This is a genomic window from Methylobacterium sp. HMF5984 (assembly GCF_045033435.1).
In the GTDB taxonomy this organism is placed as follows: Bacteria; Pseudomonadota; Alphaproteobacteria; order Rhizobiales; family Beijerinckiaceae; genus Methylobacterium.
On the sequence record NZ_JBJFLN010000001.1, the window covers coordinates 3,240,334 to 3,262,461 of the forward strand.

A 22,128-nucleotide genomic window follows, 5' to 3' on the forward strand; every position below is an offset into this window, starting at 1 on the left:
GACGACCCGGAGTACCCGTACGTGTCCACTTCCCCCCTCCTCGCGACCCCTCCCGCCGCGGCCTCGGCCGGCGTCCGAACCGTCCTGCTGAACCAGGTGTCGTGGGGCGCGATCTTCGCCGGCGCCGCGACGGCGCTGGTGACCCAGGTCATCCTCAACATGCTCGGCGTCGGCGTCGGCCTGTCCAGCGTCGGCGGCCCGGCGGTCGACAACCCGACCGCCTCGACCCTGTCGCTCGGCGCCGGCCTCTGGTTCGTCGGCTCCGGCATCGTCGCCTCGCTCGCCGGCGGGCTCATCGCCGGGCGCCTCTCGGGCAAGCCCGTCACGGGGGCTGCCGGCCTGCACGGCCTCGTCGCCTGGGCGGTGACGACCCTCGTCGTGCTGTACCTGCTCACCTCGGCCGCAGGCGGCCTCATCGGCGGCGCCTTCTCGGGCGTGACCAGCACGCTCGGTGGCGCCGGCTCGCTCGTCGGCGGCACCGTGAAGACCGCGGCGCAGGCGGCGGCCCCGTCGCTGGCGCAGATCTCGAACCCGCTCGACGGGATCGAGAAGTCGGTGCGCCAGCAGGCGGCCGGCCAGGACCCGCAGGCCCTGCGCGATGCCGCCGCCTCGGCGGTCCGTGCCCTGCTGTCCGGCGACCCGGCCCAGAAGGCCCAGGCCGAGAACCGCGCCGCCGACGCGCTGGCCAAGGCCCAGGGCATCCCGGTCGACCAGGCCAAGACGCAGATTCAGAACTACGAGAAGCAGTACGACGCCGCGCTCGCCGACGCCAAGCAGAAGGCGTCCGCCGCAGCCGAGGCCACCCGCAGCGCGGCCACGCAGGGCGCGTTCTACGGCGCCCTCGCGCTGATCCTCGGCGCGCTCGCGGGCTTCCTCGGCGGCCGCCTCGGCGCCCCGAAGCCGCCGACCCTGGTCGCCGGCTACGACGCCCGCCGCGCCTGAGCCGAGTCCCGGCTGAACTCGAGCTCGGCTCAGCCCGACGCTCGGCGAACGACCGGCCGGTCCATGCGACCGGCCGGCTCCCCCGAACCCGTCCCTTCCCGCGCAAGGAGCCATCCCATGAGCAGCACCACCGACAAGCTGAAGGGCCTCGCCAACGAGGCCGCCGGCAACATCAAGCAGGCCGCCGGCAAGGTCACCGGCAACGACGGCCTGATGGTCGAAGGCAAGGCCCAGGAGCTCAAGGGCGAGGCCCAGCGCACCGTCGGCGAGGCCAAGGACGGCGTGTCGTCGCTGGTCGACAAGGTCGGCGGCAAGCGCTGATCCGGCACGGCGGCGGGCGACCCGACCGGGGCCCGACCGCCGCCCGATACTTCGAAAGCCAGGAGAGATCCATGAACGGCGACCAGTTCCGCGGCGCATCGCGCCACCTCAAGGGCCGTGCCCAGAGCGCGCTCGGCGGCCTCACCGGCGACCCGGGCCGCCAGGTCCACGGCGCCGTGAACCAGGCGGCCGGCGGCGCGCAATACGCCTACGGCCGCGCCCGCGACCGGGCCGAGGACCTCCTCGACGACGGGCGCGCCCTCGCCCACGCGGTCGAGGACCGGGCCGGCCGCTGGATCGACGAGGGCCGCGATCTCACCCGCCACGCCCGCAAGCGCGGATCGTCCTACGGCCAGCAGGCAGCGCGCTACGCCGACGACAACCGCGTCTCCGCCCTGGTCGGCCTCGCCGCCGTCGCCTTCGCGGTCGGCTGGCTGTCCCGTTCCAGGTCCTGAACCCATCCCATCGGAGACGCATTCCATGATCCGCAAGCTGCTCACCGCCTTTCTGCTCCCGAAGGTCATCGCCTACGTCAGCCGCCGCCTCGCCGGCCGCTCCGCCGCCCCGCCGAACCGCCGCGGCTACTGAAGCATCCCCCTTCCCCCGCCCATCAGGAGACGATCCACGATGAAGCTGACCCTCGCCCGCGCCGCCACCGTCGCCGCCACCCTGGTCGGTCTGCCGGCCCAGGCCGCCCCGGCATCCAGCGCCCCCGTCGAGGCGCTGGTGCGCGGTGACCTGCCGACCGGCTACGTGCAGTATCGCCGCTTCGGTCATCGTCACGGCTGGCGCGGCGGGCGGGGGTACGGCTATGGACGCGGCTACGGCCATCGTCGCGGGCCCGGCGTCGGCGCGGCGGTGGGCGCGGGCGTCGCAGGCCTGGCGGCCGGGGCGATCATCGGCGGCGCCATCGCGAACGCGCAGGCGCAGGCCGCGCCGGTGGTGGTGCAGGGCGGCCCGGATCCCGAGGCGGTCGCCGCCTGCGCGCGCCGCTTCCGCTCCTACGATGCCGCCAGCGGGACCTACCTCGGCAACGACGGCGACCGTCACCCCTGCCCGTGATCGCAGACCCCGCCGGGCTCGCCAACGCTGCGGGTCCGGTCCCCCGATCCTGAGCGCGCGGGACGCCGCGCGGATCGGCGGGCGGCGCGCGCTCCCGCTCCCTTCGAGCACCGGTCCGGTGCCGGACCTTCCACCTTCCAACCCAAAAGGACGACCGATGAGCAAGGGCTATCCCTCGATGACCGCGCTGCTGGGCCTTCTGGCCGTGGCCGGCTACCAGAACCGCGACAAGCTCGCCGAGCTCCTAAAGGGGCATGATGCGACGCCGGGGCACGCGACGATTCCGCCGGTGTCGAGCCGCTCCACGACCTCGTCCGGCAGCGGCGGCCTCTCGAGCCTGGGCGGGCTCCTCGGTGGCGTCGGCTCGGCCGGCGTCGGCGGCCTGATCGCCAGCGGCCTGAGCGAGCTCGTCGACCACTTCACCAAGGGCGGCCACGGCGAGACGGCGAATTCCTGGATCAACCAGGGCGCCAACCGCGACATCCACGAGGCCGATCTCGAGCGCGCCATCGGCCCGGAGACCCTCGACCACCTGACCCAGCAGACCGGCCTGAGCCGCTCCGCGCTCCTGTCGCGCCTCTCGCGCGAGCTGCCCTCGGCCATCGACCGCTACGCCGCCGACGGTCGCAAGCTCGCCTGACGCCGAACGACGATGCGGCCGGCGCGCGAAGACGCCGGCCGTCAGGGCGCGCCGCGTCGTCTCGTGGATCGTCGCGCATGCGGCCCGGGATCGGGGCCGTCCGATGTACGGCGGGAAGGGTGCGTCGACTGCGTCAACGGCTCGGTGGCCGCGAAGCGTAGCCTTTCGTGACGTCTCGGCCTGCGCGGCGCAGCGCCGGCTGCGAGGCGCCAACGCGATGGCGCGCGGACCGGATCGACAAGCCCGGCCGCCTCGCTCCGCATCTTAGGCCAGGACCAGGATCGTCCCGAGCACCAGTAGCACCAGGAGGCCGGCGAGCAGGACGACGCGTCCGACCGGCTCGGTCTCGTCGGCCTCGGGCTCCGCCGCCTCGGCCGCCGGCGCGGCGGCCGCGACCGGCTCGCCCTCGCCGGTCGGTGCGATCACGCGGGGCACGCCGGGCTCCGGGCTCGCGAGGGTCAGGCGCGGCGCGGCGTCGGTCTCGGCGCGCGGGCCGAACGCATCCGGCTCCACGCTCACCCCCGCCGCCTCCAATTCCAGCATCACCAGGACGAGGGCGTCGACGTCGAAGGTCTCGACCGGCAGAGCCGCCTGAAGCTCGCTCGCGGTCAGCTCCCCGCGCTCGCGCCCCAGGGCGATCAGACGGTCGAGCGTCGCGCGGTCGATCGTGCCTGCCATCCGTTTCCTCCCGCCGTTTCCCCTGCGATAAGTGGCACCGGGCAAGCGGGTTTCACGGACCTTCGCGGGCGCGCGCGGGCGCGCGCGGGCTCGATGCGGCGCGTGCGCGGATCCTGGCGCCGGGGCCGATCGTCAGTACAGCGCCCTGGCCAAGCCGATGAGGCTGTCCTCGCGATCGATCGCCTCGTCGGCATCCGGGCGCGTCAGCTCGGTCCGGAACTGCCCCGGCGGGAGGCCGAAGGCCGCCGCGAAGGCGCGGCTGCAATGGCTTTCGGTGGCGAAGCCGTGGGCGTAGGCGAGGCTTCCGAGACGGCGCGTCTCGCCGGGGCGCAGGAGGGCGCGGCGCAGCTCGTCCAGGCGTCGCTGCTGGATGAACCGCCTCACCCCGCCATCCACGCCGAAGACCCGGTACAGGACGGAGCGCGAGATCCCGATCCCGTCCGCGACGGCATGCGCGTCGAGGTTCGGGTCCGGCAGGCGCGTCGCGATGAAGGCCTCGGCACGCCGGCGCCGCAGCGCGTCCCCCGCCTCGGCCGGAAGCGCCTCGGCCGAGGCCGGCAGGCCCCTGAGGCCTAGGCTCAGCAGGTTGATCGCCGCCGCTGCGACGTGGGCCGACGGATCCGGCCGCAGCGATGCGGATCGCCGCGTGAGCGAGGCCAGGAAATCCGTGAGCAGGCCGCAAGCCGCGGCCGGCAGGACGGTGCCGTGGATCCCGGCCGGATCGGAGATCGCCTCCGCGACGTGGGCGCGTGCCACTTGAATCGAGAGCAGGTCCGCGCGCGTCGTCATGCGGGAGACGTGGGGGCGGCTCGTGTCGAGCACGACGACCTCGCCGGGCTGAAGCCGCCGCTCGGCACCGGGCGGACCGGACACGAAATCCCCGGATCTGAGGAGATGGAGCGTGATGTGATCGAAGCCGTGGCGGCCGACGCACGCCCAGGTGCGGTTCGACAAGACGCCTTCCACGCGCCGTTCATGCAGCACCAGGCGCGGGAGGCGGATGACGTTGAGGCGCGCGCTGAAGCCGGCGCCGATCCGCGACAGGTCGGCGACACCGCCGTAGAGGCGGTGATAAGCTTCGAAATTCTCGACGTCCAACTGCAGACCCCAACGCGCCCGAGGCATGCCGTCAGACGCCAAGCAACGGCACGGCTTCGGGCATTGTTCCGCTTGATATCGGCAACCTTAGATAAGCCTGACTTCACCTTTGCGTGATCTCTGATCGTGGCTTCCTCGCCGGCAGCCACGTGCGGCCTGCGCAATCCGCGTCGGCGAGCCGGCTGATGCCCGGCATCCCGCTTCCCATCCGTCGCGCAGGCAGGCTGTCGTCGGCAGCCTCCGTGCCGGCGAACGGGTGAGCCTGGTCGCTCGCTGGCATTTACCGCGGGCTCCACGCGGTCGCGGTCATGCCGACGCGCAGCGACATCGTCGGGACGGCGATCCCCCCGTCGTCCCGTTCGATCGCGCTTTCCGGCACAGGGCGTGGAACGCTTTCCTCGACGTCGCCGTATCTGGTCCGCGTCCCGCCCCTACCCAGGCGAGGACCGTTTTTGCGTTCGGAGACTTCGATTTCGAGGCGATCCGTCTCGGAGGGCCGATGGCGCCGGCCAGGCGCGCCGAACGACGTGCTCGCCTCGCTCCACGGGAGTCGGACTTGAAAACCCTGGTTGCGCTGGTCCTCTCCATGGCGGTGTTCCTGGCACACGGTGCCGTGGCGCAGACGACGGAGGACGATCCGGGTTCGACGAGCTCTGAGGAGGCGAGGCCGGGTCCGCCGCCGCCGCTTCCCGACCTGTCCGATCCGAACTCCCGCACCGGAGAAAGTCTGGGAGAGCCCGATGCGCGATCGGGCATTCCCAAGACGCTGCGTGGGTCGGCCAGCAAGTCCGGCGGACCGGCGAACGACCTGAACCCGAGCGGCACGCCGCAGGAGGCGCCCCCGCCGAAGGGCGACCTCGCGAACGTGCTAACGGGCAAGGAACTGTTTCACGGCAACTATTGCGGTGCGGGCCAGCGCGGCGCCGACCTGCCGCCGACCGACGCCCTCGACGCCGCCTGCCAGCGCCACGACGCCTGCTACGATGCGGCCGGGCACCGCTCGTGCGCGTGCGACCAGGCACTTAGGCGCGAGGCGACGGCGGTATCGGAACGACCGGACGTCCCGCTCGAGGTTCGCCGGCGGTCGCTGAGCGTCGCCGAGGCCGCCGATGCGATGAATTGCCGGGCGCCCTGAGCCGGGCCCGGCACGCGGTCGCCCTCGTCGGCCGGGACCCTGGGACGGCACAGGTCGGATCGGTTCGGCATCGCCATCCGCCCTGTCGGGGCCGGTCGAGACGCCGCAAATGAGCGCCCGATCCGTCGCGGTCGAGGGCGACGGGGACGGTGCGCGGCTCCGGAACATTCGCCTCGTGGACGTTCGCGGCCTGGAGAGCGACCGGCCGCGCGGAACGGTCGTCGACGCCGTGCCGTCCTTCGCGTGGGCAGCGCGGAATCCTCAGTGTTTCAGCAGCTGCGAAGCCCGTGTGCGCTTCATCGCCGAGCGGATGGAGCCGAGGAAGGGCCCTTTCGCGGCAGAGTCCCTTCGGTCCCAGGACGACGCGCCTCGACCGCTCCTGCCGGCGCCCTGGTTCGTCGCTGGATCGACGTGGGTCATCAAGGTCCCGCAGACGCGAACCGAAAGGCTATCGAACCGCTTGAAGGCGGCCGCGATGGTCTCCCGAGGCGTCGTGCCCCACCGGGCGAGATGAACCACGAGATCGGCCAGCCTTGCGAGCGGCAGAAAGTCGAGCGACTGCAGAACCGGCGGAGCTTCGAGGATGATGATCTCGAACGAGGACCTCACCCGTTCGATGAAGGCTGCGAGACGCATGCAGGTGAGATGGTCGGAAGCGATCCAGCGTGGCGCTGCCAAACGGACGACCGGATCGTCGGCGAAATCCCTCAGGAAGGCATCAGGGTCGCTCACCGCCGCATCGAGCGGCAGGGATAGGGTGCCTGTTTCCTCGGTCGACCGCGACGCGACATCGACGATGAGAGCTCTCCCGCCGTTCCTGGCCGCCTCGGTCGCCAGGGCGCGGCCGACGTCCGACTTGCCTTCCTTGGCAACCGACGATGTGATGAGGAGGACGCGGCCGAAGGCGGCGGCGGTCTGCACGTCGATCGAGGCCGCCAGGAACCGGATCGCCTCCTCGAAAAGGCGCTTGTCGCTCGGCTTCGGGCGCTTCGGCTGGTCGGGGATCATGCCGAGGCACGGCGTCTGCGTCTCGGCCGACAGCTCGGCCTCCGAGCGGAGGCCGTCGTGCCGGTTCTCCAGCAGGTAGGCGCCGCCGATCCCGATCGCCGTCGCGCCCAGCATCGCCACGGCGAAGATCACGACCGGGTTCGGTCCCGAGGGAAGCGGGATCGCCTCGGCCCGCATCACGACCTGCGCGCTGGTGGACGCCAGGCCCGCTGCGGCGATGGCCTGGGCATAGCTTTCGGTGAGCACCTTCAGCCTGTCACGCAACGAGGTCGCGTCGAGTTGAAGGCTCTTCAGCTGGGTCTCGCGCTTCTTGGAGTCGATCGCGGTGTCCTTGGTCTGCCTGATGTGAGCCGCGAGCGCTGCCTCCGCGTCGGCGGCGGATCTCAAGCGGCCGTCCAATTCCTTGATCGCTCCCTCGATCTCCGCGTGGAGGCGCGTCTCCGTGTCGTCGAGCGCGGATCGCGCGCGCGAGAGGCCGGGATGCTTCGGTCCGTTGAGGGCGAGTTCCGCCAGGTCCCTCCGCTGCTTCTCGCGGTTCTCCAGAAGTTCCCGGATCACCGGAGCACCGGCGAGGTCTTCCGCGGACGGAACGCCTCCGGCGACGAAGACCTCTTTGGCGTGTGCGACCCTCGCCTCCTCGGCCAGGCGCAAAGCGGTCGCCGCATCGAGACGGGCGGACAGGTTCTGCAGTTGCTGCTGTGGCATTCCACCGTCGGTCGACAGCTCGAGAAATCCCGACTGGCGCCGATACGCGTTCACGGCCGACTCGGCGATGTCGAGCGACGCGCGGGTCTGACGGATCTGCGAGGCGACCCAGTCGCTTGTCCGCTGGGCAGCCCTGACGCCGGTCTCCATGTTGTTGCTGATGTATTCGTCCAGGAACGCATTGACGATCTTCGCTGATCGCTCCGGATCGGCCGAAGCATACGAAACGCCGATGATGTAGGATCGAATGTCGTTGGTGACGGAGAGCCCCTGAAGAAGTGCGTGCGCGATCAGGTCTTCGCGAAACGTCTGGTCCGAGGACGGCGTCTGCCAAGGGCGAATGGTGCGGAGATTGTCGGGCAGCCAGCTTTCGAAACGAAGGATGAACGGGGTCGCGGGCGCAAACTCCGGGTCTGCCGCCAAGTTGAGGCGGGCGACGACCCGGCGGGCGACGGCCCTGGAGCGGAGCAGGCGCGCTTCGCTCTCCACGAGGGCCGACGCTTCGACCGCCGTTCCGGTCGATTGCGCCGATGATCCCGTCCGCGTCTGCTCGTCGCGGCTGAAGGTCAGCTGGATCAAGGCGTCTGCGGTATAGGTCTTCTTGATGAGGATCAGCCCGGCGATGCCCATCACGAACCCGGCCACCAGCGCCACCCCGATGAGCCGGCGGCGACGCAAGATCATCTTGATCGCCGACTGCGCGACGCCGTCGTAGTGATCACGGACGCTCGTCTCCCTGAGGTGGGGATCGAACCGCGGCAACTGGTTCATGTCGTCCTCGTCGTTGAAGGCTGTCGGATCGTCTTCGAGGCGTAGAGCATCCGCTCGGCCGCCCGGTGGTCTGGCATCGGTGGCGCCTTCCGGGGCGCCGCTCGCGGTCGGGCCGGGTACGCGGTCGGACGATGCCCGCGGCGCCGATCGGTTATCGAAGCAGAGCGCCCGGGTACTTGTCGGTCGGATCCGCGGAGGTCCATGTGGTCGGGCGTTGCGCTGCGCGGTCGGAGGCCGTGGCATTGGCGGTGACGCCGTTGCTCGCGCCGCCTTGCGCCAGGGCATCCGACGCTGCGCCGTCCCGGCGGATCTCGACGATCTCGCCCGGCGCAAGGACCGTGGTCAGCGTCACGCGCACGGTCTCCGCCTTCCCGTTCTGGCGCCGGGTGACGAAGGCGCTTCGGTTCAATTCCTGCGACGTGGCGATGCCGAGGGTGCCGCCCTGCTGGATGCGCGCTTCGCGGACCTCCCGCGCCGTGGGGAGGCTCGTCTCGACCTCGGCCAGGCGAGAGCGCAGCTCCTGCAACTCGACGATGACGCGCCGCTTGTAGGTGTTCCGCGTGTCGAGCACGCGCACGGCGAGATCGCCGATGCCCAGCTCGAGACGGGCCAGCTCCGAGGAGAGGCGCGCGATGTTTCCCTTGTTGCGCGCTTCCTCGCGCTTGAGCTCGATCCCGGTGTAGCGCCGCGCGAGACCGTCGCTCATGAGCTTGTTGTAGTCGGCAAGATGGTCCTGGATCAGGTTCAATTGCACCTGCTCGGAAGCCGACTGGGCCTTGTTTCCCACGATTTCCGCTTCGAGCCGGGGCTTCTGCGCCTCGAGCAGCGAGACCTCGGCCTTCAGAGCCTTCTGCTGGGTCTCCAGCATCTCGCGTTCCGCCTTCAGGAGGGCGCGCGTCCCATCGTCCTCGGTCAGCTCGGCGGGAAGCGCGAAGCTCGGCGCGTCGTTGAGCTGCGCCGACAGGCGAGCGCGGCGGACCAGGAGCGTACGGCGGGTCAGCTCGAGCGCTCGCACGCGCTCCTCGGCCAGGAGAAACTCCGTGCGCAGCCCGATCTGCGCCTGCTCGGGCAGCGCATATCCCCCTGCCAGGGCGATGGCACTCTGGACGGTGGCACCGTAGCGGAACGGATAGCTTCCCGGGGATTTGACGTCGCCCATCACGTAGATCGGCCGCATCTCGGAAATCCGGGCGCTCACGACCGGCTGATGGAAGTAGCCGTCGGCGAGCCTTTCCGTCACACGCTTCTGAAGCTCGGGCAGCGTCAGATCCGCGACCGCGACGTCGCCGACGATGGGAAGCAGAATGCTGCCATCGCCGCCGACCACGTAGTCCCCGGCCAGCTCCGGCTGACCGAACACGGACAGGGTGATCTTGTCGCCGGACGAGATCCGATAGACCGCGTCCTGCGCGTGGGCGGAACATCCCACCGCGATCACCGCCAGGACGGCGAGCACCACCGAGCCGAGGCGGCCGACCCATCGAGAGAGCTCATGCATGGCGACCGACCTGTCTTCCCGTCGAGACCCGAATGGATCATCTCGAAATCGCGTCTGCGTTCATCCGGCGCGACCGCGAAAGCCTACGGTGCCTCGGCTTCGCTCGACGCTATTCTTCGGGACAGCGGCGCAGCTCTTTGGGCACTAATACCGATGCGTGCTGCGAGATCGCATCGTCGAGCGGCTTCTGCGTCGTCATAAGACTTGCGACGCGCCGTCTCCGCAGCCGTGCCGACCACCGTGATCGGATGCCGCGCGTTTCAGGGCGTGAAACCGTGACGCGAGCGCCGCCCGATAGACGGAGATCAGGGCCTTCGTCGTGATCGGCTCGGCCCAGCGCTGCTCATAGACCGCGCGCCCGGCACGTCCCATGCGCCGCGCCTCGGCCGGATCGCCGGAGATCCGCCTCAGGGCACGGGCGAGATCCCCTGGGTCGTCGGGTTCCACGAGAAGGCCGGTGACGCCGTCCTCGACGAGTTCGGCGAGCGAGCCGATGCGCGATGCGATCACCGGGGTGCCGGCGGCGAACGCCTCGATGATCACCATCGGGAGGCCCTCGTACCAGAGCGAGGGCACGACCAGGGCTCGGGCACGCGCGATCGCCGCCTGCGTCTCGGCCGGTGCGAGAGCACCGTGCGGGACGAGCCAGGGGCCGGCAGCGACCTCCGATCGCATCGGACCGTCACCGGCGACATCGACCGGCAACCCTGCCTGCGCGGCGGCCTGGGCCAGCACGGACAGGCCCTTCTCGGGGCTGAGGCGACCGGCATACAGGAGGCGTTGCCGCGGGCCGTCGAAGACGGGGCCCGGATCCGCGAGACCGTTGGGCTTCACGAAGATCCGCTCGGCGGGAACGCCGGCGCGAGCGAAGCGATCGCGGGCGAAGCCGGTCAGGGCAATGAACGCGTCGACGTCGTGCTTCCAGGTGCCCACCCGGCGGTGATGGGCGATCATGCGGGCGACCGCGAGGGATCCGATCCGCGAGCCGCGGTAGCAGCCATGGACGGCCGCGGCGTACGGCGTGCCCGCGATACAATCCTCGCAGGGCCGTCCGTCGCGCAGGAGGAGCGCGCCGGCGCAGACGATCCTGTAATTGTGCAGGGTCTGCACGGTGGCGGGGCCGACCGCGCGAACCGCCGCATGAACCGCCGGGGAAACCAGCGGGAACGTATTGTGGACGTGCACGACGTCGGGGCGGAAGTCGCGAACCGCTTCCAGGACACGGGCGATCCCGCGCGGCGCGTGCGCGGCCTCGATGGCGACGCGCAAGCGGGCGACGGGGCTGTCGATGATGTCGTTGCTGACGAGAACGGTCTCGACCCGGCAGCCGGCCCGCGCGAGCGCCACCGCTTCGCCCTCGACGACGGCGTCCTCGCCACCGCGGATCTGGTAGCGGTTGTGAGAGATGAGAACGCGAAGGCTAGTCATCGCCACCGAGCCGACTTGATTGAGGGAAGAATTTCCGGGTTTTTTCGGACAAAAAATTTCATCGCAAGCGTATAAGACTATGTAATACCATATAACTTGATCGAAAAAATATCAGATATCTCTGATGCAATGATGATCCGGTTGAGGTCGGAGCACCAACCATAGCTGAGCGCCGCATAAGCACACGCCCGTCAGCGGGAGTAGTGCGAAAGGGTGGCGTTCCACGCTCGGCATCCTGCCGATGAACGGTTTGGCGCCGCGTCCGGCAAGCGCAAGCTCAAGGCCGCCACGCTCCGATCGAGCAGCCAGGGTTTCCGAGCCGATGCGTCCGAAGCATCGGTCGGGAGACGTGATCGGCAATCGAGAGCAGGACGCGACATCATCGTACGGGGATGGAGACAATGAAGAAACGCGTGCTCATCACCGGAGGGGCCGGTTTTATCGGGTCGCATCTCTGCGCCCGGCTACTCAGGGAGAACAACGACGTCTTGTGCGTCGACAACTTCTACACCGGATCGCGAAGCAACGTCGCCGAGCTCGCCCACCAATCGGCTTTCGAGCTTCTGCGGCACGATGTGTCTTTTCCTCTCTATGTCGAGGTCGACGAGATCTATAATCTCGCCTGCCCCGCCTCCCCGATCCACTACCAGCGCGATCCCGTGCAGACGACGAAGACGAGCGTCATGGGAGCGATCAACATGCTGGGCCTGGCGAAGCGCCTGCGCATTCCCGTCCTCCAGGCATCGACGAGCGAGGTCTACGGCGATCCCGACGTCCATCCGCAGCCGGAAGCGTATCGCGGCCGGGTCAGCATCACCGGACCGCGGGCCTGCTATGACGAGGGCAAGCGCTGCGCCGAAACCCTGTTCTTCGACTATCAGCGGCAGCATCGGCTTCCGATCCGGGTCGCGCGGATCTTCAACACCTACGGCCCCCACATGCATCCGCAGGACGGCCGGGTCGTCTCCAACTTCATCATCCAGGCGCTGACCGGCGAGCCGATCACCCTGTACGGCGACGGATCGCAGACCCGTTCCTTCTGCTACGTCGACGATCTCGTCGAAGGACTCGTGCGTCTGATGGCGATGGATCAGGACCTCGAGGCCCCGGTCAATCTCGGCAACCCGGTCGAGATCACCATCGCCGAGCTCGCGCACCGCATCATCGACCTGTGCGGCTCCGGTTCGGCCATCGTGTACCGACCCTTGCCGCAGGACGATCCGACCCAGCGCTGCCCCGACATCGGTCGCGCGCGGAACCTGCTGCACTGGACGCCGAAGGTCGCTCTGGATGACGGATTGAAGCGCACCATCGCCTATTTCGAAGCGCTGCTGGCAGGTCCGGGCGGCACGGTCAGCCCGCTTCTGAGGGCCGCCTCATGAGCGCTCCGTCAAGGCCTCCGTGCGTCGAGATCCTCGGCGTTCCGGTGAGCGCCATCACCCTCCAGGATGCGGTCATGACGATCGATGCCTGGATCCGGTCGCGCCGGCGCCACTACGTCTGCGTCACCGGGGTCCACGGCATCATGGAATGCCGGCGCGACGCCGCCCTGCGCGAGATCCATGCGAGCGCCGGCATGGTCACGCCGGACGGGATGCCCCTGGTCTGGATGGCCCACAGGCTCGGCCGCCCCCGCGTGCGGCGCGTCTATGGTCCCGACCTGATGCGGGAGATCTCGCGCATCTCGCCGGCCCTCGGATACCGTCACTACTACTTCGGCGGCGGCCCCGGTCTCGCGGACAAGCTCTCGGAGACCTTGCGCGCCGCCCATCCGGGCTTGGTCGTCGCCGGCACGTTCAGCCCGCCCTTCGGCGCCGTCACCGCCGAGGAGGACGAGGCGATCGTGCGCGCCATCAACGCGAGCAGGCCCGACATCGTGTGGGTCGGCCTCAGCACGCCCAAGCAGGAGCGCTGGATGAGCGCCCACCGGGATCGGATCGAGGCGCCGGTGCTGATCGGCGTCGGCGCCGCCTTCGATTTCCTGGCCGGCACCAAGCGCCAAGCGCCGCGCTGGATGCAGCGGAACGGACTCGAATGGGCGTTTCGCCTGGGAACCGAGCCCAGGCGGCTATGGCGTCGCTATGCCTCGATGATCCCGCGCTTCGTCGCCCTGGCCACGGCCCAGCTGATCCGCCGGGACAGGACGGTCGGTCGGGCCGAGAACACCGTCTGATCCCATCCGGCCGCGGGCAGGTCGGACCCGCGATGGGAGCGTGGGCCCGACCCGCCGCATCGGCCCGGTCCGGGACCCGATGCGTTCGGCGGACCCGCCCCCGCCTTACCGTTCGAGGGCGGCGGCTCGAACCGGATTGGGCCTCCCCCTTCCGGGTCGCGGGAATGACACCGATGCTCCGCCGATCCGCGCGGGCCGCGGTGGCATCCTGAGCCGGATCTCCGATCGATCGAACTCGAGCAGGTCTCGCGCAAATGACCTATGCAACCGGACGGGCGCGTGCGTCGCGATGGCCGACCCCGTACTTCGGCGACGCGTATCTTCGGTTCGGGTGCTTTGCGCTGCTCGGCTATGCGGTCTTGGGAAAGGGATTCGCCTATCTCGGCGTGCCGCCCCTTTTCGTGGGCGAAATCCTGCTGCTTCTCGGTTTCGTCGCCTGGACCCGAACACGGTGCGTGCTCGCGACCTTCGTGCCGGTGCAGAACCAAATCCTTGCCGGGTTGATGGTCCTGATCGTGATTCGTGCCGCGCCCGACATCGGCATCTACGGCCTCGACACGATCCGCGACAGCATGCTCGTCTTCTACGGGCTGTTCGCGTTCTTCGTCACCGCGCTCCTGCTGGAGCAGCCGCACCGCATCGACGTCCTCGTGGCCCGATACGCGTCCTTCGCGTGGCTGTATGGGCTGATCGGCGGACCGCTCTTCCTCCTGGCCAAGTACACCAACGACGCTGTGCCGAAGTGGCCATGGTCGGGAACGCCGATGTTCGAGATCAGGCCCGGCGAAGCATCGGTGCACGTCGCAGGCGCTACGATCTTCGTGCTTCTCGGCTTGCGCAAGGTCAGCCTGCCATGGGTCCTGGCGTTGCTGTTCGGGCTGGCCCTGCTGACGCCGAGCCGAGGCGGAATGCTGGCCTGTCTCGTCCCGAGCCTGCTCGCCGCCGTCGTCGGCCGGCAGATGCGGAAGATCGTGCGCATCATGCTCCTGTGCCTGGTCTTTTTCGGGCTGATGGCCGTCCTCGGGATCAAGCAGATCGGGCCGCCCAATCCCGACGGCTCGCATCGCGAAATCGGGCTCGAGCAGATTGTCGACAATGTCAACAGCATCCTCGGCGAGAGCAAGTCCGCCAATCTCGACGACACCAAGACGTGGCGGTTGCATTGGTGGCAGAGGATCAAGGATTATACGCTGCACGGGCCTTATTTCTGGACGGGCAAGGGTCTCGGGATCAATCTTTCGGTCGTCGATGGGATCAGCAACGCCCGCTCCGACAATCCCCTGCGGAGCCCGCACAACGTCAACATGACGTTCCTGGCGCGGACCGGCGTGCCGGGGGTCTCGCTCTGGATCCTGCTGCTCGCGACCTGGTTCGGTCGATTGCTGTGGGACGTCGTCCAGGCTCGGCGACGCGGGGATATCGACCAGTCGAACGTGCTGCTCTGGATCGTCGCATACGGTCTCGCGTTCGTGATCGACGCCTCCTTCGACGTCGCTCTCGAGGGCCCGATGCTCGGGATCTGGTTCTGGTGCCTGTTCGGCTTCGGCATCGCGGCATCGATGATCTACCGGATGCCGTACAAGCGGCCGGCTCCCGGGTCCGCCGGAAGATCGTTCGCTTTCGACGCCCTCTCGGGCGCCGCGAAATAGCAACGGGCGACGGGACGTGCCCGTCGGCAAAAGGCCGTGCCCGGTTTGGCAAGGCACGACGGGAATCCCACTTCCGAGAGCGAATGCGATGCGCGATCAGCGGGCGGCCCTCATCGTCCTTGCCTTCCTGTCCTCGATCCCGGCGCCGGCCGCCGGAGGCGCTGCGGGCCCCCCCCACAAACCGTCCGGGGGAGCGGCGGAGACGGCCGGGCTGCTCGGACCGGCCGGCCCGAAGGACATCGCCTGCAAGGGAATCCGCGTCCAACCCGGCGCCAGGCTGCAGGAGATGGCGGAAGCGGCAGGCCCGGGTGCTGCCTTCTGCCTTCAGCCCGGTCTCTACCCGGCCCAACATGTCAGCCCGCTCCCGTCGCAATCCTTCACCGGGCTGAAGGGTGCCGTCCTCGATGGTCGGAACGGCGTCCGCCGCGCCTTCGACGGGACCGCCCGCGACGTCGTCATCCGAAACCTCGTGATCCGCAACTATACGGCCGGCAACCAGGATGCGGCCGTCTATGCCGCCCACGGACGCGGCTGGCGCGTCCTCGACAACGAGATCTGCTGCAATGCCGGGATCGGCGTCTCCATGGGCGTCGGCACCGTGGTCTCGGGCAACAGCATCCACCACAATGCCCAGTCGGGCTACGGCACCGCCATGCCCGGTGCGCCGATCGTCGAAAACAACGAGATCGCGTTCAACAATCACCAGAAGAAGTTCGATCCGGCCTTCGAGGCCGGTGGCGGCAAGATCACCTTGAGCGACGGCGCCGTCGTCCGGCACAACTGGGTCCACGACAACCAGGGGCCCGGCATCTGGAGCGATATCGACAACACGAACTATACGGCCGAGTGGAACCTGGTCGAGAACAATTGCTGCGGCGGCATCTTTCACGAAATTTCCTGGACCGCAGCGATCCGGCACAACGTCGTCCGCAACAATTCCGGCGACACGTGTCCTGGCTGGCTCTGGTGCGCCGGCATCATCGTCGCCGCCTCCGGCGCGACCGAGGGCGCCGTGATCGACATCGCCTTCAACACGATCGTGTCCGACGGCGCGACGAAGGGCAACGGCATCGCCCTGATCCAGCAATCCCGGCAGGCGGGAAAATTCGGGACCTATCTGCTGCGCAACATCTCCATTCACGACAATACGATCGACGTGTCGGCGGGAGGCAGCAGCGGCGCCGTTCAGGACACGGGCGATCTCAGGATCTTTTCCGATCGAAGCATCCGCATGGACCGGAACATCTACATCGTCGGCCCCAACCGCAGCCCTTTCTCCTGGGCGAACGAGACCGGTGGGCGGGACCTGATGACGGCACACGGCCAGGAGCTGTCGGGCACGTTTCGCTGAACCGCGGATCGGCCGGACACAGGGCCGACGCGCACGCGGGCTTGCGCTAGATCCGGCGCGGCAGCGCGACCGGCCGCGGAGCGATCGAAATGGATCGACCCATGGCGACCATGGCGGACGGACGCATGGTTGCTGCGGTCAAGGGACCGGCGCGCACGATCCGCACTCGCCGCCCGTGCCTGCCTGCCTATCGTGATCCCCCGCGCGTCTTCGGCCCGGCAATCCCGTGCCGCCACCCGGATCTGTGGATCGCGCCGGAGCCGAGCGGTCGGCGTCGCAGCCGAACGGTCGGCCGCAGGTCGATGCGACGTCCGCGTTCGGGATCGACCGGGAGGGTGCCAAAGGTTCGCCCCTGCGCTGGGCCCAGCCGCCGAAAACGGTGATGGGCGATTTGGCTCCTGTTCGTCGGCAAGAATTCCTATAAGCGGATGGGTCGAGGGTCCGCTTCGGGCGTGGGCAGGCGGGGGGCGACACGGCGCTCCGCAGGCAGCCCGACGGAAGGCGACGCGTGGCGGGGCGTGAGAGCTGCAATGACGGTCTCGGTGATTCTCAAGGCGCTGAACGAGGAGGCGCGGATCGGGGGAGCCCTCGCGAGCGTCGTGGCAGCGCTCGACGGGATCGGCGGCGAGATCATCCTGGCCGACGGCGGTTCCCGGGACGGGACGGTCGGCGTCGCCTCGGCCTTCCCGGTCCGGGTGGTCCAGCTCGATCCCGCCGTCCGGCCGAGCTGCGGGATCGGTCCGCAACTCGGCTTTCAGTACAGCCGGGAGCCGTTCGTCTGCCTCATGGACGGGGACATGCTGCTCGACCCCGGCTTCCTGCGGGAGGCGCTGGCCTATCTGCAGGCGCATCCCTCCTGCGCGGGCGTGACCGGGCATGTCGCGGAAATGAACGACACCAGCCTCGAATACGTACGGCGCGGGCGCCGCGCCGCGCCGGAGAACCGGACCGGATCGATCGACCGCATGAACGGCGGCGGTCTCTACCGCCGCGCAGCCCTGCTGCAGGTCGGGTATCTGTCGGACCGCAACCTGCACGGATACGAGGAGTTCGACCTCGGTCTGCGGCTGCGGGCGTGCGGCTGGGGCCTGCATCGGCTCGACCGGCGCTTCGTGAGCCATTTCGGGCACGCCGTCGACGCCTACGCCCTGCTCGTCCGGCGCTGGAAATCCGGCTATCTCCGCGGCATCGGCGAGGTTCTTCGGGCAGCGCTCGGCACGCCGCGCTGGGGGCGGCTCGTGCGCGAGCTGCCCGAGCTGAAGCTCTGGGCCGCGGTCTACCTATGGCTGATCCTGATGCTGGCCCTCCCGTTCCTGGCCCCGCACCCCTGGCTCGGGCTCGGCCTCGATCTCGCTCTCGTCGTCGGCGTGGTCGGCCTGATGGCATGGCGTCAGCACAGCCTGCGGCTCGGGCTCTACGCGGTCGTCGCCTGGATCTTCCATGCCGCGGCGTTGCCCCTCGGCTTCCTCCGGCGACGGCAAGCGCCGCAGGCCTGGATCGAGAGCCGCATCCTGCAGGATGTCGTCGCGGCACGTCCGCCCGCCCGTGCCGGGTCGGACGCGTGAGCGGGACGCTCCGAGGCGCGTCGCCGGTCGCACCGCGGCAGGCTCGGCGGACGTCCCAGAACATTTTCGAGTGAGGTGGATCCCGGCTCGCGTGAAGAAAATGCTCTCTAGAAGTCCGACATCAGGCGGCTCCAATCCTCGCCTGCCAAGCCGCCGATGTAGATGTCGCCCCGCTTCGCCGCGGCGGCGATGTCGGCATGCCGCGTCAGCACGCACACGAAGGCGCGATGCCGGAAGCCGACGCCGCGCTGGTGGGCGAGGCCGTGCATGAGCGCGGGCTGCGCGTGCCCGATCGCCTCGGTGCAGCCGGCCTCGTCGAGGTGACGCAACATCGCGTGCAGGATCGCGGCTTCCTGCGCGGGGCGGGCCAGCACGTTGAGGACCCGGGCGGGCCGGCCCACCGCACCGTGATAGACGAAGCAGCCGACGACCGCCCCGCATCGGTTCACGACACGGCGGATCGCCAGGGGGCCGCGGCGACGATTCTGCTCCGCCATCGCGACGAACCAGGCGAGCTCGGGCCGCGACCAGCGCGGGCGGACCGCATGATGCGCGATCAACCCGGGCGCATGGTCGAGGAAGTCGTCGACCGTCATCGGCTCGACCCGCACGTCCGGTCGGCACGGTCGAGCCGAGCGGCCGCGGACGGCTCGGATCGCGGCGTCGAGCGGCCAGGCGAGCGGCCCGAGCGGCGGCTCCCACCGACGCAGCGTCCTGCGCACGACGCGACCGAGCGCGGCCTCGACGGGGCGGAAGGTCCGGATCCATTCCAGGTTCTGGATCGGCACGATCGTGCCGCCCACGGCCTGGAAATGCTTCAGGCTCGTCGGGGAGGAGGAATCGTTGAAGGCGAGATCCTGCCGCCGCGCCCGCATGGCCAGGCTGATCTTGGCGGCGCCGGCCGCGTCCTTCGATCCGTCCGTCATGAAAGCCGAGAACAGGCGTCCCGCAACGTCCCGCTCGCCCACGCGGAACGCGACGTGGACGGAGAGCAGCACGCTGGTGATGCGGCCGTCGCACCGCTCGTAGACGCAGCTGCCCGTCTCGCGGGTCTGGCCCGGCGCGCCGAAGGCGAGCGTGCGGAGATAGGCCAGAAGGTCCGGTCCCGGCTCCGCCTCGATGCCCCGGAAGTGGCGGAGGAAGAGCCGGCCGACCGCCGCGACGTCCGCGATCTCCATCGGCCTGAGACGGCCCTCGCCCCGTCCGCCCGCCGGCCGGTCGTGCAAAGCGGTTGCTCCCAGGCTCCGGTCCGGGTGCGTCGTCATGCGGCCGCGCTCAGGGCGCACCCGCGGCTCCGTGCGGCCAGGCTCAGCAGGACGAGCCAGGCCGCCGCCGCGGTTCCCGCCTCGATCGCGTAGAGGGCGACGATCGCGGCCGACGGCCCGGCGAGCCACGAGGCCGCGGCGATGAGGCCGCCCCCCAGAAGGTTGACGGTGCTCAGGATCATCGCGCGAGCCCCCTGGCGGCCGGAGGCGCCGAGCAGGTCGATCGCCACCGACCAGACGGCGATCAGGGCGATCGTGCCGGAGAGGCAGCGGACGAAGAACGTGACCTCGTCGTAGGCGCGGCCGAACGCGAGGCCGAGCCAGGGCGCCAGCAGGAAGAGCAGGAGCGCCGTGCCGCTCCCGAGAACGACCGCTCCGACGAGCACCCGGCCCGCATCCGGCAAGGCGCGGTGCAGCCCGTCGCGGCTGGCGCGCACGAAGCGCCGGTAGACCAGGCGGTTCATCGAATCGATCGTGATGTAGCTGCTGTCCATGATGCGCCGGGCCACGCCGTAGCTGGCCACGGTCTCGATCGAGGCGAACAGGCCGACGACGAAGAGGTCGGCGTTCTGGCGCAGGGCCCGCATCGCGAACTGGGAGCTGAACAGGAGGCCCGGGCGCAACTCCTCGCGCAGGATGACCGCGCGCGGACGCCCGAGCGGGAGCAGCCACGCGGCGCAGAGCAGCGCGTAGAGGAGGTTGCCGCAGAACTGCCAGGCCGCCCATCCGGCGAGCGTATCGACGCCGAAGACGGTGCAGGCCAGCGCCGCCGTCGCCGTGCGGGCCAGCGCGAAGCCCACGACGGACCGATTCGCCGCCGCTTCCCGTCCGAGGCCGAGGTAGATGGTCTCGACCAGCAGGATCGCCCGCACGAGCAGGATGTTCGTGACGAGCAGGAGCACGATGCTCGGCAGACCGAGGCCCGGACCGGTCTGCATCGTCAGCCAGAATGACAGCCCCGCCGCAGCGAGCGGGACGAGGACGGCCGCGCTGAGCCCGATCAGCAGCAGGTTGTGTCCCAGGAGATCGGGATAGCGCTCCGGTGCCTGCACGATCCGCCGGAACAGGCTGTCCGAGGCTCCGAGGCCGCAGATCTGAATGCCGATGGCGCTGATCGCCGCGACCTGGACGAACAGCCCGAATTCGACCGGCCCGAGCGCGCGCGCAAGCATCGCGAACGTTGCGAGCTGGGCGATGCTGGCCGACGCCAAAGCTCCGCCCGACATCGCGTAGCTGGAGAATATTGGTTTCAGCGAGATCGCTCTTCCCATCGTCGTCTTATGCCAAGACACCTGAATTCCTCCACCACAACCAGCAGTTATTGCCATACATCTCAAGCGAGCATTGCCGGATTAACCGGTATATTAACGTTATATTCTTGACTCTTGGCGATCTTATAGCCGAACAAAGCAGCCAAACGCTTAAGATCGACGCATGCGCTGCCAGGGCCGAGAGAGATGTACAGGGTGACCGAGAGCGCCCAGCTTTGGATCGGCGACGCGACGCCCGCGCCGGCGCGCGACGTCCCCCCGCGGGCGGCTCGCCCCGCGCGCACGCCCCGTGCGCCGGATCTGGCCGAGGTGAGCGGATGGCTGCTGCGCCGCTGGGCCTGGCTTCTCGTCGCGACGCTGCTCGGAGGCCTCGCGGGCTACTTGTTCACCCGCTCGGTCACCCCGCGCTTCACCGCGACGACGGACCTGGTCGTGGCACCGTCGAACCTTCGGGTCGTCACCAACGATCTCTACGCGCAGAACCTGCAGAGCGACGCGCAGATCGGCGTGCTTCTCGCCGTGGCGCTCGGGCTGATCGCCGCCACCGTGCTGCCCGTGACGCTGCGCATCCACGGGCTGGCGAACCTGCCCGTGCAGTATCTCGGGCTTCACCTCGCCTGGCTGTTCGTCGGGCTTCTGCTGCGCCTCGGCATGGTCGAACGGCGCCGGGGGGCGATGGGGGCCGTACTCCTCCTCGTCCTCGCGCAGGGGGGCGCTGTCCTGCTGGTGGCCGACTACTCCCTCGCGCGTGCCGACCTGTTCGTCATCGACGGACGCATCCCCGTCATGAGCGCCTACGCGCTCGCGGTGGCCACGTTCTGGATCGCCGTTCGGGCGCGTCGCCCGCGTTCGATGCTGCTCGCGCGGATCGGGCTGATCAGCTACGCGATGTATCTCCTTCACGGGAGCGTGAACGTCGCCATCTATCGCTTGATGCCTTTGACGGGATCGATGCCGGACGCGCTGACGATGGCGATCTGCACGCTGTCGACGCTGGGCGTCTCCTGGGCGGTCTACATGCGCATCGAGCGTCCGATAATCCGGTTGGGCCGGCGCCTGTCGCGAGGATCGGCAGACCGCATCCCGCGAACGGATGTCGTCGCAACGGGCGGTTCCAACACTTAGCCGGTTGCCGAAGAAGGCTGGTGCACGGCTCGCCATCAAGTATCGTCGCGTGTTGGATCCGAGATTTTGACGGTGCGATCCTCACGTCCGCGTGGATGGGCACCCCATGGGCCAGGTTCTCGACGGCAGCGCTGCGGGATCGGCCGACGGCCGGTGGTCGGCGGCGACCAGCTCGAGCGGTCGCGCTTCCATGAGGCCATCTGCAAGGGTGGTCCGCCGAGAACGACCGCTTCACGTCAGTCCGCTCGGCCAAATGCCGGGACCAAACACCGGGCGCCGATGCGCGAGACCGTGACGCCCGGTGAGATCCGGTTCCGCAAGACCTGGCTTCAGGCGATCGTCGATCGCGATGTCATCCGGATCGATGGGGACGAGGCGCACTACGAAGCCGTCATCGCGGGCGGCGATGCTCACATCGCACCCGGTGCTCGCAGTTCTGTACG

General features: G+C 69.4%; 20 protein-coding genes. 12 read left to right on the forward strand and 8 right to left on the reverse strand.

Annotated elements, in window-relative coordinates:
• The first annotated feature begins 21 nt into the window (after positions 1-21).
• From ACFZ8E_RS15710 to ACFZ8E_RS15730, 5 genes are all read left to right on the forward strand, one after another.
• Complete coding sequence (locus tag ACFZ8E_RS15710; RefSeq protein WP_405043213.1) at positions 22-942, forward strand: PhnA-like protein; 921 nt, start codon at positions 22-24, stop codon at positions 940-942.
• A gap of 117 nt (positions 943-1,059) precedes the next feature.
• Positions 1,060-1,263: a CsbD family protein gene (locus tag ACFZ8E_RS15715; RefSeq protein WP_147859832.1), complete on the forward strand. Its 204-nt coding sequence runs from the start codon at positions 1,060-1,062 to the stop codon at positions 1,261-1,263.
• Between the two features lie 71 nt (positions 1,264-1,334).
• Complete coding sequence (locus ACFZ8E_RS15720) at positions 1,335-1,718, forward strand: CsbD family protein (RefSeq protein WP_405043214.1); 384 nt, start codon at positions 1,335-1,337, stop codon at positions 1,716-1,718.
• Between the two features lie 172 nt (positions 1,719-1,890).
• Positions 1,891-2,325 carry a BA14K family protein gene (locus ACFZ8E_RS15725; protein WP_243946593.1) on the forward strand — a complete coding sequence of 145 codons (435 nt, stop codon included), beginning with the start codon at positions 1,891-1,893 and terminating at the stop codon, positions 2,323-2,325.
• Positions 2,326-2,482: 157 nt separating this feature from the next.
• Positions 2,483-2,965 carry a YidB family protein gene (locus ACFZ8E_RS15730; protein WP_243936430.1) on the forward strand — a complete coding sequence of 161 codons (483 nt, stop codon included), beginning with the start codon at positions 2,483-2,485 and terminating at the stop codon, positions 2,963-2,965.
• A 264-nt stretch (positions 2,966-3,229) separates the two neighbouring features.
• Here ACFZ8E_RS15730 and ACFZ8E_RS15735 read toward each other — a convergent pair whose 3' ends face one another.
• A complete protein-coding gene (locus tag ACFZ8E_RS15735) occupies positions 3,230-3,643 on the reverse strand; it encodes an RNA polymerase sigma factor region1.1 domain-containing protein (protein WP_243946595.1) in 414 nt (137 codons plus the stop codon).
• 132 nt (positions 3,644-3,775) lie between these two features.
• Positions 3,776-4,741: a helix-turn-helix domain-containing protein gene (locus ACFZ8E_RS15740; protein WP_405043215.1), complete on the reverse strand. Its 966-nt coding sequence runs from the start codon at positions 4,739-4,741 to the stop codon at positions 3,776-3,778.
• A 586-nt stretch (positions 4,742-5,327) separates the two neighbouring features.
• On the opposite strand from ACFZ8E_RS15740, the gene ACFZ8E_RS15745 reads away from it, so the two are divergent.
• Positions 5,328-5,876, forward strand: coding sequence for a phospholipase A2 family protein (locus ACFZ8E_RS15745; RefSeq protein ID WP_147859814.1), 549 nt, complete (start codon positions 5,328-5,330; stop codon positions 5,874-5,876).
• 261 nt (positions 5,877-6,137) lie between these two features.
• Here ACFZ8E_RS15745 and ACFZ8E_RS15750 read toward each other — a convergent pair whose 3' ends face one another.
• The 3 genes from ACFZ8E_RS15750 to ACFZ8E_RS15760 all read right to left on the reverse strand — a co-directional run bounded on the left by ACFZ8E_RS15750 (position 6,138) and on the right by ACFZ8E_RS15760 (position 11,286).
• The gene (locus ACFZ8E_RS15750; protein WP_243946599.1) at positions 6,138-8,360 is read right to left on the reverse strand and encodes an exopolysaccharide transport family protein; all 2,223 of its coding nucleotides are present in this window, start codon (positions 8,358-8,360) and stop codon (positions 6,138-6,140) included.
• A 151-nt stretch (positions 8,361-8,511) separates the two neighbouring features.
• On the reverse strand, positions 8,512-9,816 hold the full coding sequence (locus tag ACFZ8E_RS15755) for a polysaccharide biosynthesis/export family protein (RefSeq protein ID WP_405043216.1): 1,305 nt from the start codon (positions 9,814-9,816) through the stop codon (positions 8,512-8,514).
• Positions 9,817-10,053: 237 nt separating this feature from the next.
• A complete protein-coding gene (locus tag ACFZ8E_RS15760; protein WP_147859803.1) occupies positions 10,054-11,286 on the reverse strand; it encodes a glycosyltransferase family 4 protein in 1,233 nt (410 codons plus the stop codon).
• Between the two features lie 401 nt (positions 11,287-11,687).
• Between ACFZ8E_RS15760 and ACFZ8E_RS15765 the strand changes: the two genes are divergently transcribed.
• From ACFZ8E_RS15765 to ACFZ8E_RS15785, 5 genes are all read left to right on the forward strand, one after another.
• Complete coding sequence (locus ACFZ8E_RS15765) at positions 11,688-12,668, forward strand: UDP-glucuronic acid decarboxylase family protein (RefSeq protein WP_405043217.1); 981 nt, start codon at positions 11,688-11,690, stop codon at positions 12,666-12,668.
• Positions 12,669-12,712: 44 nt separating this feature from the next.
• Positions 12,713-13,459 carry a WecB/TagA/CpsF family glycosyltransferase gene (locus ACFZ8E_RS15770; RefSeq protein ID WP_405043219.1) on the forward strand — a complete coding sequence of 249 codons (747 nt, stop codon included), beginning with the start codon at positions 12,713-12,715 and terminating at the stop codon, positions 13,457-13,459.
• A gap of 254 nt (positions 13,460-13,713) precedes the next feature.
• Positions 13,714-15,108, forward strand: a complete 1,395-nt coding sequence (locus tag ACFZ8E_RS15775) for an O-antigen ligase family protein (protein ID WP_405043220.1) — start codon at positions 13,714-13,716, stop codon at positions 15,106-15,108.
• A 286-nt stretch (positions 15,109-15,394) separates the two neighbouring features.
• Positions 15,395-16,459: a right-handed parallel beta-helix repeat-containing protein gene (locus ACFZ8E_RS15780; protein WP_405044391.1), complete on the forward strand. Its 1,065-nt coding sequence runs from the start codon at positions 15,395-15,397 to the stop codon at positions 16,457-16,459.
• Between the two features lie 530 nt (positions 16,460-16,989).
• The gene (locus tag ACFZ8E_RS15785) at positions 16,990-18,024 is read left to right on the forward strand and encodes a glycosyltransferase family 2 protein (protein ID WP_243946609.1); all 1,035 of its coding nucleotides are present in this window, start codon (positions 16,990-16,992) and stop codon (positions 18,022-18,024) included.
• A 107-nt stretch (positions 18,025-18,131) separates the two neighbouring features.
• On the opposite strand, the gene ACFZ8E_RS15790 is transcribed toward ACFZ8E_RS15785, so the two are convergent.
• Together ACFZ8E_RS15790 and ACFZ8E_RS15795 are read right to left on the reverse strand one after the other, a co-directional pair.
• Positions 18,132-19,202 carry a GNAT family N-acetyltransferase gene (locus ACFZ8E_RS15790; RefSeq protein ID WP_405043221.1) on the reverse strand — a complete coding sequence of 357 codons (1,071 nt, stop codon included), beginning with the start codon at positions 19,200-19,202 and terminating at the stop codon, positions 18,132-18,134.
• 83 nt (positions 19,203-19,285) lie between these two features.
• Complete coding sequence (locus tag ACFZ8E_RS15795; protein WP_405043222.1) at positions 19,286-20,581, reverse strand: lipopolysaccharide biosynthesis protein; 1,296 nt, start codon at positions 20,579-20,581, stop codon at positions 19,286-19,288.
• A gap of 174 nt (positions 20,582-20,755) precedes the next feature.
• Here ACFZ8E_RS15795 and ACFZ8E_RS15800 point away from each other — a divergent pair, with 174 nt between their 5' ends.
• Positions 20,756-21,685: a Wzz/FepE/Etk N-terminal domain-containing protein gene (locus tag ACFZ8E_RS15800; RefSeq protein WP_405043223.1), complete on the forward strand. Its 930-nt coding sequence runs from the start codon at positions 20,756-20,758 to the stop codon at positions 21,683-21,685.
• Between the two features lie 231 nt (positions 21,686-21,916).
• Here the strand turns inward: ACFZ8E_RS15800 and ACFZ8E_RS15805 are convergent, their stop codons facing one another.
• On the reverse strand, positions 21,917-22,099 hold the full coding sequence (locus ACFZ8E_RS15805; protein WP_405043224.1) for a hypothetical protein: 183 nt from the start codon (positions 22,097-22,099) through the stop codon (positions 21,917-21,919).
• Between the last annotated feature and the right edge of the window lie 29 nt (positions 22,100-22,128).

Excerpts from the sequence above, each read along its gene's own strand:
- ACFZ8E_RS15760 (WP_147859803.1), bottom strand. The coding sequence starts at position 11,286 with ATGACTAGCCTTCGCGTTCTCATCTCTCACAACCGCTACCAGATCCGC.
- ACFZ8E_RS15775 (WP_405043220.1), top strand. The coding sequence starts at position 13,714 with ATGACCTATGCAACCGGACGGGCGCGTGCGTCGCGATGGCCGACCCCG.
- ACFZ8E_RS15790 (WP_405043221.1), bottom strand. The coding sequence starts at position 19,202 with ATGGAGATCGCGGACGTCGCGGCGGTCGGCCGGCTCTTCCTCCGCCAC.
- ACFZ8E_RS15785 (WP_243946609.1), top strand. The coding sequence starts at position 16,990 with ATGACGGTCTCGGTGATTCTCAAGGCGCTGAACGAGGAGGCGCGGATC.
- ACFZ8E_RS15715 (WP_147859832.1), top strand. The coding sequence starts at position 1,060 with ATGAGCAGCACCACCGACAAGCTGAAGGGCCTCGCCAACGAGGCCGCC.
- ACFZ8E_RS15745 (WP_147859814.1), top strand. The coding sequence starts at position 5,328 with ATGGCGGTGTTCCTGGCACACGGTGCCGTGGCGCAGACGACGGAGGAC.
- ACFZ8E_RS15750 (WP_243946599.1), bottom strand. The coding sequence starts at position 8,360 with ATGAACCAGTTGCCGCGGTTCGATCCCCACCTCAGGGAGACGAGCGTC.
- ACFZ8E_RS15725 (WP_243946593.1), top strand. The coding sequence starts at position 1,891 with ATGAAGCTGACCCTCGCCCGCGCCGCCACCGTCGCCGCCACCCTGGTC.
- ACFZ8E_RS15765 (WP_405043217.1), top strand. The coding sequence starts at position 11,688 with ATGAAGAAACGCGTGCTCATCACCGGAGGGGCCGGTTTTATCGGGTCG.
- ACFZ8E_RS15730 (WP_243936430.1), top strand. The coding sequence starts at position 2,483 with ATGAGCAAGGGCTATCCCTCGATGACCGCGCTGCTGGGCCTTCTGGCC.
- ACFZ8E_RS15780 (WP_405044391.1), top strand. The coding sequence starts at position 15,395 with ATGGCGGAAGCGGCAGGCCCGGGTGCTGCCTTCTGCCTTCAGCCCGGT.
- ACFZ8E_RS15735 (WP_243946595.1), bottom strand. The coding sequence starts at position 3,643 with ATGGCAGGCACGATCGACCGCGCGACGCTCGACCGTCTGATCGCCCTG.
- ACFZ8E_RS15720 (WP_405043214.1), top strand. The coding sequence starts at position 1,335 with ATGAACGGCGACCAGTTCCGCGGCGCATCGCGCCACCTCAAGGGCCGT.